This window comes from Dyadobacter sp. BHUBP1 (assembly GCF_050587785.1).
Lineage (GTDB): Bacteria > Bacteroidota > Bacteroidia > Cytophagales > Spirosomataceae > Dyadobacter.
In genome coordinates, this window is sequence record NZ_JBOBIH010000004.1 from 776466 (window position 1) to 792015 (window position 15550).

General features: G+C 52.5%; 14 protein-coding genes. 7 read left to right on the forward strand and 7 right to left on the reverse strand.

Annotated features, from left to right (window positions below):
- Positions 1 to 12: 12 nt before the first annotated feature.
- Complete coding sequence (locus ACQ4MZ_RS19610) at positions 13 to 894, reverse strand: phytanoyl-CoA dioxygenase family protein (protein ID WP_430847594.1); 882 nt, start codon at positions 892 to 894, stop codon at positions 13 to 15.
- Between the two features lie 159 nt (positions 895 to 1053).
- Between ACQ4MZ_RS19610 and ACQ4MZ_RS19615 the strand changes: the two genes are divergently transcribed.
- The 3 genes from ACQ4MZ_RS19615 (at position 1054) to ACQ4MZ_RS19625 (ending at position 2598) form a co-directional block, all read left to right on the forward strand.
- Positions 1054 to 1920: a helix-turn-helix domain-containing protein gene (locus ACQ4MZ_RS19615; protein ID WP_430847596.1), complete on the forward strand. Its 867-nt coding sequence runs from the start codon at positions 1054 to 1056 to the stop codon at positions 1918 to 1920.
- Positions 1921 to 2008: 88 nt separating this feature from the next.
- Positions 2009 to 2227, forward strand: a complete 219-nt coding sequence (locus ACQ4MZ_RS19620; protein ID WP_430847598.1) for a hypothetical protein — start codon at positions 2009 to 2011, stop codon at positions 2225 to 2227.
- Positions 2227 to 2598 carry a hypothetical protein gene (locus tag ACQ4MZ_RS19625; RefSeq protein WP_430847600.1) on the forward strand — a complete coding sequence of 124 codons (372 nt, stop codon included), beginning with the start codon at positions 2227 to 2229 and terminating at the stop codon, positions 2596 to 2598. The genes ACQ4MZ_RS19620 and ACQ4MZ_RS19625 overlap by 1 nt, the downstream gene beginning before the upstream one ends.
- 9 nt (positions 2599 to 2607) lie before the next feature.
- On the opposite strand, the gene ACQ4MZ_RS19630 is transcribed toward ACQ4MZ_RS19625, so the two are convergent.
- Positions 2608 to 3126 (reverse strand): hypothetical protein, encoded by a 519-nt coding sequence (locus ACQ4MZ_RS19630; RefSeq protein WP_430847602.1) that lies wholly within the window; start codon positions 3124 to 3126, stop codon positions 2608 to 2610.
- Between the two features lie 204 nt (positions 3127 to 3330).
- Between ACQ4MZ_RS19630 and ACQ4MZ_RS19635 the strand changes: the two genes are divergently transcribed.
- On the forward strand, positions 3331 to 4794 hold the full coding sequence (locus ACQ4MZ_RS19635; protein ID WP_430847604.1) for a Gfo/Idh/MocA family protein: 1464 nt from the start codon (positions 3331 to 3333) through the stop codon (positions 4792 to 4794).
- Positions 4795 to 4844: 50 nt separating this feature from the next.
- On the opposite strand, the gene ACQ4MZ_RS19640 is transcribed toward ACQ4MZ_RS19635, so the two are convergent.
- From ACQ4MZ_RS19640 to ACQ4MZ_RS19655, 4 genes are read right to left on the reverse strand one after another with little or no spacing between them, the layout of a single operon-like run.
- Positions 4845 to 5798, reverse strand: a complete 954-nt coding sequence (locus ACQ4MZ_RS19640; RefSeq protein WP_430847606.1) for an amidohydrolase family protein — start codon at positions 5796 to 5798, stop codon at positions 4845 to 4847.
- Positions 5799 to 5808: 10 nt separating this feature from the next.
- Positions 5809 to 7590, reverse strand: a complete 1782-nt coding sequence (locus ACQ4MZ_RS19645) for an amidohydrolase family protein (RefSeq protein WP_430847608.1) — start codon at positions 7588 to 7590, stop codon at positions 5809 to 5811.
- A gap of 11 nt (positions 7591 to 7601) precedes the next feature.
- Entirely contained in the window at positions 7602 to 7952 is a 351-nt protein-coding gene (locus ACQ4MZ_RS19650; protein ID WP_430847610.1) for a high-potential iron-sulfur protein, read from the reverse strand.
- 30 nt (positions 7953 to 7982) lie between these two features.
- Positions 7983 to 10115 (reverse strand): PVC-type heme-binding CxxCH protein, encoded by a 2133-nt coding sequence (locus tag ACQ4MZ_RS19655; protein WP_430847612.1) that lies wholly within the window; start codon positions 10113 to 10115, stop codon positions 7983 to 7985.
- Between the two features lie 267 nt (positions 10116 to 10382).
- Between ACQ4MZ_RS19655 and ACQ4MZ_RS19660 the strand changes: the two genes are divergently transcribed.
- The 3 genes from ACQ4MZ_RS19660 to ACQ4MZ_RS19670 all read left to right on the forward strand — a co-directional run bounded on the left by ACQ4MZ_RS19660 (position 10383) and on the right by ACQ4MZ_RS19670 (position 15373).
- On the forward strand, positions 10383 to 13523 hold the full coding sequence (locus tag ACQ4MZ_RS19660) for a heparinase II/III domain-containing protein (protein WP_430847614.1): 3141 nt from the start codon (positions 10383 to 10385) through the stop codon (positions 13521 to 13523).
- Positions 13524 to 13661: 138 nt separating this feature from the next.
- Positions 13662 to 14264 (forward strand): RNA polymerase sigma factor, encoded by a 603-nt coding sequence (locus tag ACQ4MZ_RS19665; RefSeq protein ID WP_430847616.1) that lies wholly within the window; start codon positions 13662 to 13664, stop codon positions 14262 to 14264.
- 47 nt (positions 14265 to 14311) lie between these two features.
- Positions 14312 to 15373, forward strand: coding sequence for a FecR family protein (locus ACQ4MZ_RS19670; RefSeq protein ID WP_430847618.1), 1062 nt, complete (start codon positions 14312 to 14314; stop codon positions 15371 to 15373).
- Positions 15374 to 15394: 21 nt separating this feature from the next.
- Here ACQ4MZ_RS19670 and ACQ4MZ_RS19675 read toward each other — a convergent pair whose 3' ends face one another.
- Positions 15395 to 15535, reverse strand: coding sequence for a hypothetical protein (locus tag ACQ4MZ_RS19675; RefSeq protein WP_430847620.1), 141 nt, complete (start codon positions 15533 to 15535; stop codon positions 15395 to 15397).
- Between the last annotated feature and the right edge of the window lie 15 nt (positions 15536 to 15550).

Genomic DNA, 15550 nt, shown 5'->3' on the forward strand with positions numbered 1-15550 from the left:
GGAATAGTAGCGTTATGCGTCGAAAAGCAGGGGGAAAAACTGCCCTTTTAATTTTTCTCCTTTCGGGATGACGGGGACGCCTTCGAGCAGCGTGGAATTGGTGTCGGACATTGTGCCGTCGGCAAAGACATTGAGTACAAATGCCCGCCGTGAGCGTTCCGAGTGGTTTTCATAGGATCCATGAACCGTTAGAGGGTGATGGAATGTGCCGTAGCCACGCTTCATTTCGATGGGAATGGGCTTGAACTCTTTTTTCTGCTCGTCGGTCAGGTATTGCATCAGCCCCTCCATATCACCAGCGAGTTCGGGCTTGTCGAGCAGGCCCCAGCGGTGGCTTTTGGGTACATAATAAAGGCATCCGTTCTCGATCAGCGAGTCGTCAAGGCCCGTCCAGCAGGTCAGGTGCTGCATCGGTACCGAGCGCGTCCAGTAGGAATAGTCCTGGTGCCATGCCACCACGCCGCCGTGCCTTGCCGGTTTGCAAAAGAGCTGGTCGTGCCAGAACCGAACGGCCTTATCGCCCAGTAACTGGCTGGCAGCCATTACGAAAGCCGGATTCCAGAGCACGTCATGAAAGCCTTCAGTCACACGCCATGCGCCGAGGGCGTGCAAAAGAACCGCATTGGGATCAGCCGATTCGTTGGAATGGAATTCGTAAAATAAATGGTGATTGGGGTTGGATGGGTCGGTAGCGGCGAGCAGCTCTTCATTCAGCGTATCCACCTGCCAGTCTTCCAGCAGCTTGATGTTGGAGAGATAGCCGTTTTCGTGAAAAAATGCCACTTGCTCGTCGGTCAGGCGGTATTGTTCCCATTCTTCCCGGCTGGTGGGCTGCTTGAACAGATCGGATATCAATTCATGACAGGTGGAAAGGTCCCGTGTTGCTACTTCCATGATTTCGTGTTCGGTATTAGTTTTAGTGTTACAAATATGACGGATGTCATCTTTTAAGTGCATTGCTGATTTTGATCAATAACTAACTTATTTTGTATTAATATTGCCGTGTTGATTTGTAATGATTGCTAAATAGGGTATAAAAACTTATTCCATGCGATGAAAGCGCAATTCGAAGCATTCCAGCCGCTGCCCGATTCCTCGTTCCGGGTATTCGGGTATGAGGTGGCAGAGTTTGACGCTCCGTGGCACTATCACCCGGAATACGAGTTGACGGTCATTCTTAAAAGTGAGGGAATACGCTATGTAGGCAACAGCATGGAGAGTTTCGAAGCAGGCGACCTGGTATTACTGGGCCCGAACTTGCCGCATTGCTGGCAAAACACGCCGGATAGCGTGGGAACAGCGAGCTCCATCGTGGTGCAGTGGCCGGGTGATTTTATGGGGAATGGCTGGCTGGATGTGGAGGAATTCAAGTCGGTGAAGCGGCTGCTGCAACTGGCCGGACAAGGTATCCGTTTTGACCAGGGAGTGTCGGCCAGGGTGAAACCTATGCTTGCGGAAATGCTGGAAATGCAGCCATTTTCCCGGCTGATGAAGTTCCTGGAAGTGCTCGAACTGCTGGCAGCTGTGAAAAACATCCATTTACTTTGTGAACAGGGTTTCGCCTATCCGCTCAATTACGACGACAATCAGCGCATTAATACCGTTTACAATTATATCCGGGAACATTATTCGGAACGCATTACACTGGCCACGCTTTCAGGGCTCGTGCATATGAGCGAGGAATCGTTTTCGCGGTTTTTCAGCCGGACCATGCAAAAGCCGCTATTTACTTTTTTGAATGAATACCGCATTAATATGGCTTCCAAAATGCTTATCGAAACCGATATGCAGGTGGCCGAGATCAGTTTTGCCTGCGGTTACGAGAGTCCGCCCTTCTTTTTCAGGCAGTTCCGCAAGTTCGGAGGTATGACTCCCGCTGCCTACCGTAAGCAATTCCGCACTACAGAAGCCGCAGGATAATCGGTGATACGATTATGTATTAAAAATTTTTTTGACCGGAAAAGAAGACCTATTTTCGATTATTGATTACTAAAACTCACACTGAATTATGGAAATAGCAGATTTTCTTTCCAGCCTCATTCTTGCCGCCTCCGGAGCCTGGGTATTCTTCCAATTGTGCCGCTTTTTGTACAAATTGGTCCGCTTCGTCTATAATCTGTTTTATGGCGATATTGTTCTTACCAATCCTAAAACCGGGAAGTCGGTCACCTTGGGGCAGCATCACCGGGATGGTCTTGCCCAGGAAATTCTTGACGTTCTTAAATAATGGCGAGGCGGGTCAGGCCTCAGGTAACTTATCCGAAAAGCAAGGCTATTGCAGCGATTACCACGACGCTCAGCGCAGTTATTTCTGAACTTCCCAATGGACGACCGAAAGAGATACTGCTGGTACTTGTTGGACTAATGGCATATTTCGCTTACCACAGTTTTATCATCATCAAAAGCCTGGTTTTGCGCACAGGCATACAATGGATATCATTGACAATTACGGAGTGGAAGGTCAATAAATTTCTCAGGGAGCTGGAAATCGAATTCGAGAGCCCCCAGACAAGTTCTGAAAGACTCGCAGAAATCCAACTTCTCATGAAGCGCTATCGTGATACGCTTGCACTGAAAAGACTCGAAAGCCTCGATTGATCGCTGCGGCTACCGTGCTTTCACAAACGTCTTCATCAGCTTCGCATCAAACGTAACATCGACTGCCGGGCCGCCGGAGGCTGATTGGTCGAATTTCAATGTGCCGGCCAGGTGATCGGGTGTATCGGCGGTTAATGTGAGAAACTCATTCTGGGCAGTGCCCGAATATTGCACCAGTTGGTTGTTCAGGCTGACCCAGTAAAGCAGCCGTGGCGAGGCATCGAGATCGACCTGCAAGCCTTCAATGTATTGATCCACACAATTCATGGCGCCGCACGATTTGATTTTGTCATCCAATGTGTTGGTCGTCAATATCAGACGGCGAATTTTCTTGCCGCTGTCGAAGCCGTCGGGGCCGGTAATGAAATAGGCCGATTTAATATTCATATCAAAAACTTTATTGCCGGTTTTGTAAATCAATTTGCCTTTCCCGACGTCGGAGCGGGTATTGAAAGCGAACCCCAGCAATATGCAGCCTGCCAGCAGCAGATGGAGGTGCGCGGTGCGGAAGCGGAAATGTGTTTTCATAGGATGGAGGTGTCTGAAGTTGGTTAAAAGTTAGGAAAAAACGGTGATTTTTTTGCTGCATTCCTATTCAGCGGGTGGGGGATCAATAGCCGTTATTAGAATATTCAGAGTAAATACTTGAAAAAAAGTACTTAGGCGAGTAGTAAATTGAGGTGAAGTACCTGTAATCTGTATATCCATTTCCTAAATCAAAAAATCACGTACATGGAAAAAAAGAATACCGTTCAAGAGCAGCCTTCTTCTTCGCGGAGGGATTTCATTAAAGCGGCCGCGGGTACCGCCGCAGGTCTGATGATCGTCCCACGCCACGTGCTGGGCAAGGGATACGTGGCCCCCAGCGACAAGCTGACTGTGGCAGGAGTAGGTGTCGGCGGAAAAGGTACGTCCGACATTGCCAATTTCTTCAAAAGCGGTAAGGCCAATATCGGCTACCTGTGCGATGTGGACGACAGACGTGCAGCCACCTCCGTTAAAAATTTCCCACAAGCCAAGTATTATAAAGACTGGCGGGAAATGTTTGAAAAAGAATCCAAAAATTTCGATGCGGTCTCCGTTTCCACGCCCGACCACACGCACGCGGTCGTAGCGATGGCGGCCATGCAGCTGGGTAAGCACGTGTATGTACAGAAACCAATGACCCACGATATTTACGAGGCGCGTATGCTCACCGAGGCAGCCGCCAAATATAAAGTAGTAACGCAAATGGGTAACCAGGGCTCGTCCGGCGACGGTGTCCGCCAGTTGCACGAATGGCACGACGCCGGCATTATTGGCAATGTGCATACCGTCTATATCTGGACTAACCGCCCGATCTGGCCGCAAGGTATACCCTGGCCCACCGACAAGCCGGCGGTGCCGAAAGAGCTCGACTGGAATCTGTGGCTTGGTACCGCACCTTACAAGGACTACGTCGACAACCTGATCCCGGGAAGCTGGCGCGGATGGTGGGACTACGGCACAGGCGCGTTGGGTGACCTCGGTTGCCACCTCATGGAAGCGCCGTTCCGTATTCTCGACCTGAAATACGCGGTGGATATGCAGGCGAGTGTAGGAAGCGTGTTTACAGCATTTGGCAAACGCGGTATTTTCCCGGACAGCTGCCCTCCGTCTAGCCATGCAACCCTGACTTTCCCGAAAACACCTAAAACGAAAGGGCAAGTCACTATGCACTGGATGGACGGCGGAATCAAGCCCGAACGTCCGGAGGAGCTTGGCCCGAACGAACTGTTTGGTGACGGTAACAGCGGGATCCTGTTCGTAGGTACCAAAGGCAAGATGATGGCCAGCGAGTATGCCGCCAATCCACGCCTGTTACCGCTTTCACGTATGGAAGAAGTGAAGGTGAAACAGAAATTTGCCCGGGTACCGGGGTCGGCGGAAGGCCACTATGCACAATGGGTAGAAGGCTGTATCGCCGGTTATGGCAACATGGAACTCAGTTCGCCGTTCGAAAAAGCGGGCCCGTTGACAGAGGCGATCCTGATGGCGAATCTCGCGATCCGCGGCGCGGATATGCCAAAACCGCGTGCAACCGGTAACGGTTACGACTATCCGGGAGCGAACCTCAAAATGCTTTGGGATTATAAAAACATGAAGGTAACTAACTTTGACGAGGTGAACCAGTGGGTGAAACGGACCTATCGCGAAGGATGGAGCCTGGGTGTTTAATGTAATATAAAATGATAAAAAAGCCCTTCTGTTTTCGCAGATGGGCTTTTTTATGTTATTCTGAACAGCTTTTTGGCATTGCCGTAAAGGATTTTCCGCTCGATAGTCTTCGATGCGGCCAGTTTCCGTATTTCGGCGATGGTTTGCGCTCCCTGGCATTTTTCGCCGGAGCCGATATGATCGTCGCAATCGCTGCCATAAAGCAGTTTGTCCTGATGACGCGTCAGGAATTCACGGGCATGGTCTTCATCGCGGGTCATGGAAAGGAGCCCGGAGCCGGCGGACATGTCGCCGTACATGTTGGGAAAGTCGCTCAATAGCCGATCGGTGAGGCCGCCGGGTGTGACTTTGGTTTGGGGATACAAAATGCTTTGGTCTGTATGGCCTTTGTCGATATTGGCCCACCAGGTTTGCGCGTGGCCTATGAAATTCACTTTCGGGTACTTTTCGAGCATTTTAGGGAAACGCTCGAAATTGTAGTTGAACATCTGGAACTGCCAATGCATCAGTACCGGCACCTGGTACGCTTCGGCAAGCTGGTAAATGCGCTGCATTTCCTTCGAATCGCAATCCACGCCGAATTTCAATTCGCCAATCACACGTCCGCCCAGTTTCAGGTATTTTTCAATTTCCTGTACGGCATCGGGCAAATCGGGGACTTCATTCGAGCCGAATACAAACTCACCGGGGTGCTTTTGAGCAATGCCGTAACACGCTTCATTACCTGCGCACTGTGCCTGCAAGCCATTGGTTTTTCCCTGATGGGTGGAAGTCCCGAACGCAGGTGTGCCCGCGGGCAGCAGGATCGTATGCGTAATGCCCATGGCACGCTGGTGCGCGATGAGCACGTCGTCGGGTCGCGCGGCGTAATGGACATGCTGGTGAATGTCGATGATCGGTTCCTGAACGGAGGTTTCGGCTTGTACGCCCATGGCGTTTCCAAGTAGTAATGCCCCGGTACCGGCCAGAAACTCCCTTCTCGATAAATGGTTCGTGCTACACATGGTTCAGGTTCTATTTGGATGCCAGCGAAGGCCGGTTATGTTCCGGCAGCCTGTCCAGGCACGGTTTAATGACTTGCATGGCGTTTTCAGCGAGTATTTTCTTTTTGATTTCCAGCGATAATGTCGAAAATACCAGCCACCCCAGCTGCTGGCGCGGGTCACGCATAGGCAGGTCGGAGCCGTACAGAATGCGGTTTTCCCCTGCTCCTGCTACCAGGTATTCTATTACCCCTAGCGGAACCGGTGTCAGGGTGATTTCGGCGAATACGTTCGGGTATTTTTTCATGACTGCAATCGCCATGTCGGCCATTTTGTAGCTGCCGCCCGCGTGAGCGATCACCCAGCGGACATCGGGGTATTTCCTGGCGAGCGTTTCTACTTCCAGCAGGTCAGAGCGGGAATTGTGGATCAAGCCATAGAACTTGTTTTGATTACCATATTCCCACCACACATCGTATACCGGGTTGTGGTATTCGAAGCCATAAAACTGGTAAGGTTTCATGCCTATGAACCGCTTGTCGGCATACACCTGCGCAATCATTTTACGTAATTCTTCCTGGCTGTAATGGCTTGGATCGAAGGTCGCGAGGCCCCAGTAACCCTTCGGTGCGACGTCCAGCGCTTCGGAAGTACACGGGTTCCCGGCAATCGCATTCTGGCTTACCACGCCATTCCAGCTCATAATGCCGCCGCCCTGGTAACCCAGCCGTTTGGCCATGGCGAAAATGCCTTTCGGTCCGCCGTTTTCCATGCGGTAGGTCCAGCCGCCACCATTTAACCCCTCGTGGAGCATATGCATGTGCATGTCTATCACGGGTACGGGCAGGGGCGAGCCAGCACGTACGGCCTGCATAAGGATATCCTCGTTCTTGTTTTCGCGTAATGCAGGTTTAGAACTGATTTTTAATAGCCGCATAAGGTTGCCCCCTGCTATTTTAGCCCGGTCAGCCTCGGGAATGGCCGCGTAGTCGATATAAGTCCGGTGGGCGCCAGCCGACATGGTGGGGCTGTTTGAGGCAAAAATCAGCTGGTCGACGCAGCCTGTGCGGTACAGATATTCCAGGCCTTCGTTGATTTGGAAATTGTCGAAACTGATATGCAGGTTCTTGTATTGCTGCACGAGCGGAAGCACATACCGCTGCTCGTTCCAGACGGCGCCGGTAAGCAGGAGCGGCAAATAGGGGTGGCGGATCAGGAATTCCTCCACGTCCTCCCAGGTGCCCAGTTCGCTGGCAGTAGTAATGGTCAGTGTTTTTGTTTTACTCAAATGCGCAAACAAAGGCGTGCAATGCCGCGCTTTCCAGTCCCACGCATTGGTTTTGGGATGAATGCTTACTGCCCTGACGTTATGTTCCGCCATCAATTTGCCCAGCTGGCCAGGCTCCGGAAACTCGCCTGTCTGGTGCGGCATTACATTCCAGATCGGGAACAGGTGGGGGTAGGGTTTGAGCATCCGGTTCAGTTCCAGGTTGGAATACATCAGGTCGTAATTAACCGATTGCGTGTAAGCCACCAACGCCGCCGAGATCGAGCATTGATCCATGTCGTCCAGCAGATCGTCCAGCTTCCATTTTTCAGCAGGATGTTTGTACTTCCGCGGCCCAATGCGGGTAAAACCGTCAAAATAGAGCAGCCTATCCTTGACAACTTCATGACTACCCCTGATCATTTCCTGACCACCCTTGACCACCTCCTGACCACCGGTAACAAACCCCGGCAAAGCCGTTGCCCCAATTCCCAAAATGGTATTGGTTTTCAAAAAATCACGGCGAGTGAATGACTGTTGCGGCATATTAGAGCGGTTTAAACCTGTGGGGCCCAGTAAGTACAATGTCCTTGGGGATTTACCGGCCCTGTAAAAAGCAGACAGCCGCCGCATTCTTTACCTTCTTTTGCCGGAACCCATAATTTGCAATTGTAGCACTGGCTGTCGGGTAGAGGCGATTTGTTCGTGTAGCCCAAAGATTTGCGCTTCTGCACGTCGGTAGGATCTACGCCGGTGAGGTCGCTGCATGGATCGGCTGCCGTGGTCGTGGCTTTGGCGACGGGCTGTTTTTTCGCTCCGGCGCATGCCAGGAGCCATGCGGTACCGCCGGTGGCGCCCCAGGTAAGGCATTGGCGGAGGAAAAATCTGCGGTTGGCAAGCGGGTTCATATTGTTCTGGTGAAATGGGGTAGGTGTTATTCAATTGATATTCAATGCTTTTTTGAGTATAGAGGCTTGCTTGCGTACGGCATCTGAGCTATGGTTTTCCAATTTTTGTAAATGTTTGGCAACCTGCTTTTCTGCTTCGTTTTTATTGGTTGACTTTTTAACGCCCTTCGAAAGTCCCGTCAGCGCGGCCACTGCCCATTGCGGGTCGGAGGAAACGGCGGGAGAATTCAGCAATTCCAGGAGCGAAGCCATATCGTTCTTACCGTTTCGGGCGCCGGTTATATAGCCGAAATCTTCGATTAGTTTGAGTCTTCCAGGTGCGGCAGCATTGAAAAAATTACCGCGACTGGCCAGTAGCTGGGCCATTTCCGGCGATGAGCCGCCGTCGGAACTGAGCACGGCCAGCCGCCACGACGCATTCTCCGACTGTTTCTCCGCTACTCCTGCCAAAGCGCCCAGCGCATCTTTACCGCTGAATTGCCCTGTGCTTAATGCGGCCTGGTACGCAACCTGCGGTGCAGGATCTTCTATCAGCCGGATCACTTCGGGCAAAAATGACGGGTACTTTTCGGCCAGGATTACTGCATGCTCGCGCACGCCCGCGTGCGCATCGCTTAATGCCTTTTTAACGATTCCTTCATTCAGCCCGTCGAGCGCTTCCAGGGTATAAATGGCGTGGAGGCGGGTTCTGGGATCGGCGTGGCTGGCCGCCATCTGTTCCAATGGAGTGATAACCGATTTGTCCTGTTTTTCAACCAAAATCCGTTGCGCATTCAGCCGCCACCATTGGTTAGGATGTTCGAGCAGGGCCACGAGTTCCGCGGGCGTTTTAGTCCGCAAATCGGGTAGGACAACCGGGCGCTTTTCCCCATCTTTCGGGAAAATGCGCCAAATGCGGCCGTACTGCTCACCATTGGCGAAATCCATATCTTTTTTGAGGTCTTCGGGAATCGAAACAGGCGTTTCGATGTGCTGGCGGTACATATCGACGACGTAAAGATAGCCGTCAGGCCCGGAGGTAAGATTCGCCGGGCGGAACCATGGGTCGGTGGAGGCCAGGAACTCGCGATCTTTTTCGTGCGCATCGCGACTGGCCGTAAATGCAGGCGAGCCGTTTACAGGGATAATGATATCACGATGAATGAGGTTCCCCGCGACTTCACCCGTAAAAACAGAGCCCTGGAATGCTTTCGGAAAGCCATCCCCGCCATAGAATGTACCGCCGGACGCGCCCGTGAAATGGTCGCGGGCATATTCGGTAAACCCGGTTTTCAGGGAATCGTATTTCGCTTGTCGACGGTCCGAGCGCTGCTGGCGCCAGTAGGGCGTGGCCGATTTCTGGAACATTTCCAGCTCATGGTCTGATATATTGACGTCGCTGCGGAATGACGGCAGGTAATTGTGCCGATGCAGGTAGCGCCACGCGATCGGCGATTGCTGTATGTGTAATGTATTTTGCGTATAAAAGCGGTGGCCCCATTCGTCCATCGCCAGCCCAAACTGCCCGTTGCCTGACTCGACTTCGAACAGTTTTTTATCCAGCCTGAACCTGAAATTGCCCCCCGCGACGTTCAGCGGCGGCATGTCGGGTCGGAGTGGGGAGGTGATCATTCCCGCTTGCCCGCTGTTGTTGGCGTAGATCCAGTTGTCGACGCCATACCGCATGCTGGTGATTTGCGCTTCCGAATTTTTAGCAAAAAATCCGGTGAACAGCACCTCGCGGGTATCGGCCTTGAAATCGCCGTTGGTATCGCGCAGGAGCAGAATATCAGGTGCGGCGCAAACGATCAGGCCGTCTTTGTAAGGTAAAACACTGGTAGCGCTGGGCAGGCCGTCGGCAAAAACGTAGGACTGATCGATTTTGCCGTCGCCATTGGTATCTTTCAGCAGGCGAATGCGCCCTTTGAAACGCCCCGGCTGGGCATCATAGGGGTAATCGCCCATTTCCACCACGAATGCATTGCCCGATGCGTCGAAGACGAGGTCGACCGGCGATAACACGTCAGGTTCCGTAGCGAAGGGCTCAATGCCGAATTCCTCACGGAGCTGGAATGTTTTGGCCGACTCGGCAGGCGAGAGTGCGTCGGCGTACCGTTTCTGGGCTATGGTATGAAAGGAAAGCAGTGTCAGCGCGGATACTGCCAGTGTTTTCAGCTGCGTCATTGCATGGTAAAGGTTAGGAAAAACAGGGTTCGTGTACGTGCCCGAAAGTTCATCAAGATAGAAAGTGATTCGGCGACAAACAAATCTATCAAATAACAGTTTAGGAAAAGAATATTTTGCAATAAAAAAGTTTACAAAAATTAAATATTTTAGTTTACAAAAAAATTATTACAATTTTGACCCGAATTGACAGAATAGGCGTTGCCTCGTCACCGATGATTTGAAATACTTGCTAATTCATTTAAACAAAAGATAAGCCTTCTTTCAGTGAAGATTTTCTGTCAACAAAAAGCAAAGCGAATCGTCGCTGGATGGAAGGTGCGAAGGAGCATCGGCATCGCGATGTTCGTAGCGCCTTTGCAACTGCTGGGGCAAGGCACGGTGAACCCGCCCGGCGATGGTCTGGTAATCCCGCCGTTTGTATCCGTTGCCGAACGGACGCCCCATTTTCCACTCAAAACCGCCCGGATGATTTACCGGGAAGCGGACATTATGAAGGCGCGCATGAATGTGCTGCATTATAAAGAGGCGCAACAGGTGCGCGATAAGATACTGAAAGCCGCCGATCCATGGCTGGCCCGTGCCGATTCCGCCATTATCGCGCTTATGCCTGATGCCCGCGTCCCGCGCGCGTTCGATCTCAACCCGAAAGGAAGCCCGGTGCACGGCGATACGGTTTTCAAGGTGGGCGGCTTTTACCCCTGGATCGTCGATCCTGACCATCCGTTGCAGGTGAAATCGCCGATCGACGGACAGGTGTTTCCTTCAAATGATTACCTGGCTTACTACCGCAGCGGTTTCAGGGACAAAACAGGCCTCGACCGTACTTACGCCGACGACGGCTGGGGCTGGATTGCGCCGGATGGCGAGCGGTACTGGTTTGTGGCCTATGCCAACCAGTGGATGTGGAAAGGGCATATCGAGCCGGCGTTTGCGGATCTCGCACATGCGTACCTGCTCACGGGCGACAAGCGCTATGCACATAAGGCAGCGGTGATGCTGTACCGGCTCGGGGAAGTGTACCCGTCGATGGACCATGCCAACCAGTCGCGCTACGGGCTGATGGAAAAGATGAAAGGCCATACTTATAACGGGAAAATCCTGAACCTGATCTGGGAAGCGAGCCTGATTCAGAATGCCGCAGAGGCTTACGACGCGGTTTGGGACAGCATCGACGGTGACACCGAATTGCAAAAGGCGACGGGAAAAACCGGTGCCCAAATACGTGCTTTCATCGAGGCCAATGTGCTGGAAGATGCCGTGGATGCCTATATGCAGCGCAAAATCCAGGGTAATTACGGCATGCACCAGATCGCCCTGCTGTATATTCTGCTGGCAAGGCAAAATATGGGTACCGAAAAGTACCTGCGAATGCTGGTGGAGGAGCCGGGCGAGAGCCGCGTGCAATCGGGGCTGCGGTATGCATTGTATAATATGATATTCCGCGACGGCCAACCGCTCGAATCGCCGGACTATAACTTGCTGACGGTCCAGAAGATCACCCGATTTGCGGATATGCTCCGCACCGGTGGTACCGACCTTTTTGCCGAGCCGCGGTTGCGGGCGCTGATCAACAGTCCGCTCGAAATGGCGGCAACCGGCAAAATCACCCCAGGTATCGGTGATAGCGGCTCGGTACTGGGGACATTGGTCGGGCAGGACTCCGATGTTTACCAGGTGGGTTACGGTGCCTACCGCGACCCGCGTTACCTCACCTGGCTGGCGGCCGTCGGCAAAGTCGGCCCGCAATCGTTCTCGACCTTCGAATCGCTTTTCCGCAAAGCGCTGCCGGAGGTGCGGTCGTTGCCAGCTGGACGAGCGTTGCCTGCGCGTCCGTCTCATTTGCTGGCGGGTTATGGTATGGGAATGCTCAATAACCGGGCCGATGCGGTGGCGCTGACGTTCAATTACGGTTTCAAAGGCACGCATTACCATTGGGATTTCCTGAATTTCGAGCTCTTCGCAAACGGGCAGAAAATGATGCCTGACCTGGGCTATCCCGATGCGATGAATGAGTATGTGAAGGAAGTATACACCTGGTCGTTCAACACGGTGGCGCATAACACCGTGGTGGTGGACGCGCAAAGGCAGTCCCGCAACGTGCCCGGTAAGCTGCACGATTTCGCGGATGGGAGGTTTGCGCGGTCGATGGACGCTTCCTCTGCTACCTATCCGCAGACGACGACTTACCGCCGGAATATGGTCATGGTCGATGTGGATTCGGCACAGAGCTATGTGGTGGATTTTTTCAGGGTAGCGGGTGGCCGACAGCACGATTATGCATTGCACGGCCCGCCAGGCCCGCTCATGGCCGATGGGAAGTGGGGCGAAAAACAACCGGGCACGCTTGCAGGCGGGGAGGTCGAATTCGGAGATGTTTATGATGATGCCAAAATGGGGGCCAGGGGATATCAGGGCAGCTATTGGAATTATAAAGGGTCTGGTTACCAATATCTTTTCAATGTTCAAAAATTGAATGGAGATAGAACGGCATTGACATATAGCCACATTTCGGACAAAAATGCGAAGCTTAAAATCCATATTCTACCGCAATCCGGCCAGGAAATCCGGGTGGCCGATGCCTGGAATAAGCCGAGGGCGAAGAACTACCTCTTGAAATACGTCATTACAAGGCGCAAGTCGGTTGGTGATGAGCCTTTGAAAAGTACTTTCATTGGCGTGATGGAGCCGTTTGCAGGAAATCAGCCTCTGATTAAGGCATTGCGTAAACTACCTGTAAGGCATGGGGCGGCCGTGGAAGTGAAGCGGCAGAATGCGACGGACGTGGTGATCAGCGATACGACCAACAAGATCAAAACGATTGCGGGGATCGAAACCGATGCGCATGTAGCGGTGGTCCGTTTTGACCCGGGCGGTGCACCGGAACGGGTGTTTTTCTCTGATGGCAGTTACCTGAAAGTCGGAGGAAGGACATTCCGCACGCATGCGATTACCGGCATTGTAACAGCTGTGGACGTGAAGGACCGCCGGATATCCATTGCATTGGAAGGCAGTACGCATGGAAATATTGAACCCGGCAGGGTAGCGCATTTTACGAATGCGCTTCGCCAGACCGAGCATCCCATTCAAACGGCCAGTATCGCGGGGGACACGCTGACCCTCGAAACGACAGACGACTTGCTGATCGGGAAAGTGCATACCGTACGGAATTCGGCTGATTCGCTGCTGACCAATACCAATTTACCCTTCGCGCCCCTGTACGTGGGAGCGACTCTGCTGAACGACCGGTTCGAACCCATCGGCATACTCGGAACAGTTTCCGGTAATGCATTGAAACCGGTGGGTAAAACGGGCCCGGTTCCGGCAGACGGCGCGGATATCTGGATTTCCAATGTCGGCGTGGGCGACCGGTTGCAGATCAAAGCCCGGTTCGATTGGGAGCGTTAAGATTTTGTTAAGCACGGAGCGGGGTTACGGATCATTCCGTATTATGAGCAGTATATCATGATATTGTTGATTTTTTGGTAGTATTTCAAGTAAAAAAATCAGTATATCGAGGTAGTGTTCCCAAACCACCGATCTCCATTGAAAGAAGCAAATGCCGATATGCTCTTGTGGAGCGCCTTCCGAAATGGCGACAGGGACGCATTTGCCTCCATTTACCAAAAATACATCGATGAACTTCTGAGCTACGGTTATCGCGTCACCTCTGACCGGCAGCTGATCCGGGATAGTGTGCAGGACCTATTTCTGCACATTTGGGTCCGTCGCGGCAATCTGGCCATGACCGATTCCATCAAGTTCTACCTCTTCCGCTCGCTCCGCAACCGCATTATCCGCAACCTCGAAAAGCATCCCGAACGCCTGCATGCCGACATTGGGATGGTAGATTTAGCCGAGGAAAGTAATGCATTCGAGGCGGTTATTTTCGGGCATGACGGTCCTTCCGACAGTTATGAGAAATTGGCTGAGGCCGTTAACCGCCTTTCGCCACGGCAGCGTGAGGCGGTTCAATTGCGATATCTGCATGGTTTTTCACTCGATGAAATTGCCGAAATGATGCAAATGAACAACCAATCGGTTCGGAACCTGCTTCACCGGGCCATTACCCAGCTACGACTTTTCTTCGAAACAGCAGGCGGTTTGCTTGTTTTCCTTTCCACTCTACAAAATTTTCCTGGTCGCTGAGTACAAACCTGCATTCACCCGATTTAGGGGTTAGAAAGGTTTTTACCATGACAGAGAAATACCAGTCCTACACGGCAGCCGATTTTATTCAGGACGATGCCTTCATTCAATGGGCCAAATCGCCCGATGCGGCGGGAGATACATTCTGGAAGCAGATAGCTGTATTATATCCCCATCAGAAGGAAGTCATCGCGCAAGCGAGGCAAATCGCCCTGAACCTTGCCGAACTTTCGCGCCCTGCCTACGATGAGCAAGAGGCGGGCTTGATTTGGGCACAAATAAGCGGGCAAATGGAAGACGCACCCGTTTCGGCACCGGTAATCCGGCTGGGTTGGCTGCGCTATGCCGCTGCTGCGATGGTGGTGTTACTGACAACCTGGGGAATCCGCCATTGGTACCGCGAACCGGAAACGCTGTACGCGCAACGTACCCGACAGTTGGAAAATGTACACGAGGAAATCAATGAAACCGGGAAAGAAAGGGTTGTTCAATTGCCCGACGGCAGCCACGTTACACTCGCACAGGGCAGCCGCATTAGTTTTCCCGAAACCATGGGCGGCAGCAAGCGGGAAGTATACCTTTCGGGCGAGGCATTTTTTGATGTAAAGAGAAATCCTTCCCAACCATTTTTTGTGTACGCAGGCGAGTTGACCACCCGCGTGCTGGGAACGAGCTTCACCGTGCGGTCATTCGAGAAGGAAAACGTCGCTTCCGTACAGGTGCGCACGGGTAGCGTGTCTGTGGCAGCACACGCGCCGCGCAAGACGCAATCGGTGGTGCTCGCCCCGAACCAACAGGTGTCTTTTTTCCGAAAAGAAGAGCGGCTGAGTATGGGGCTCGTGAAAGCGCCGCAGCCCGTGATCCCGCAGGTCGAGTTGGCGAGGTTTACATTTAACAATGCGCCGGTGAGCACCATTTTCGACGCACTTAGCAAAGCCTACGGAATAGAAATCGTGTATGACAAAGAGGCCGTGGCCGCTTGCAGGCTCACCTCGTCGGTGCAGGAAGAATCGCTTTTTGAAATACTAGGGGTGATTTGCGAAGCCATCGAGGCCGACTACCAGGTGAGCGGCGCGAAGATCCGCATTTCAGATCCGCATTGTAATTGACCATCCTAAATCCTAACCCCATTACTCTATGACCAAATAGCCGTCCATTACCCACAAAAAAGCCGGCAACGGTTCCAGCGTTACCGGCTCAGGCTCCTTACCGAATGTACTGTGAACATCCGACCCTCTCGGGATGCAAGGAGTGTTATTGTCTCTTTTCAAAACAAGAACCGGTTT

Bases quoted from the DNA above. Each gene is read 5' to 3' on its own strand.
- ACQ4MZ_RS19655 (WP_430847612.1), bottom strand. From the start codon at position 10,115: ATGACGCAGCTGAAAACACTGGCAGTATCCGCGCTGACACTGCTTTCC.
- ACQ4MZ_RS19625 (WP_430847600.1), top strand. From the start codon at position 2,227: ATGGCGAGGCGGGTCAGGCCTCAGGTAACTTATCCGAAAAGCAAGGCT.
- ACQ4MZ_RS19670 (WP_430847618.1), top strand. From the start codon at position 14,312: ATGACAGAGAAATACCAGTCCTACACGGCAGCCGATTTTATTCAGGAC.
- ACQ4MZ_RS19635 (WP_430847604.1), top strand. From the start codon at position 3,331: ATGGAAAAAAAGAATACCGTTCAAGAGCAGCCTTCTTCTTCGCGGAGG.
- ACQ4MZ_RS19620 (WP_430847598.1), top strand. From the start codon at position 2,009: ATGGAAATAGCAGATTTTCTTTCCAGCCTCATTCTTGCCGCCTCCGGA.
- ACQ4MZ_RS19645 (WP_430847608.1), bottom strand. From the start codon at position 7,590: ATGCCGCAACAGTCATTCACTCGCCGTGATTTTTTGAAAACCAATACC.
- ACQ4MZ_RS19615 (WP_430847596.1), top strand. From the start codon at position 1,054: ATGAAAGCGCAATTCGAAGCATTCCAGCCGCTGCCCGATTCCTCGTTC.
- ACQ4MZ_RS19640 (WP_430847606.1), bottom strand. From the start codon at position 5,798: ATGTGTAGCACGAACCATTTATCGAGAAGGGAGTTTCTGGCCGGTACC.
- ACQ4MZ_RS19610 (WP_430847594.1), bottom strand. From the start codon at position 894: ATGGAAGTAGCAACACGGGACCTTTCCACCTGTCATGAATTGATATCC.
- ACQ4MZ_RS19630 (WP_430847602.1), bottom strand. From the start codon at position 3,126: ATGAAAACACATTTCCGCTTCCGCACCGCGCACCTCCATCTGCTGCTG.
- ACQ4MZ_RS19650 (WP_430847610.1), bottom strand. From the start codon at position 7,952: ATGAACCCGCTTGCCAACCGCAGATTTTTCCTCCGCCAATGCCTTACC.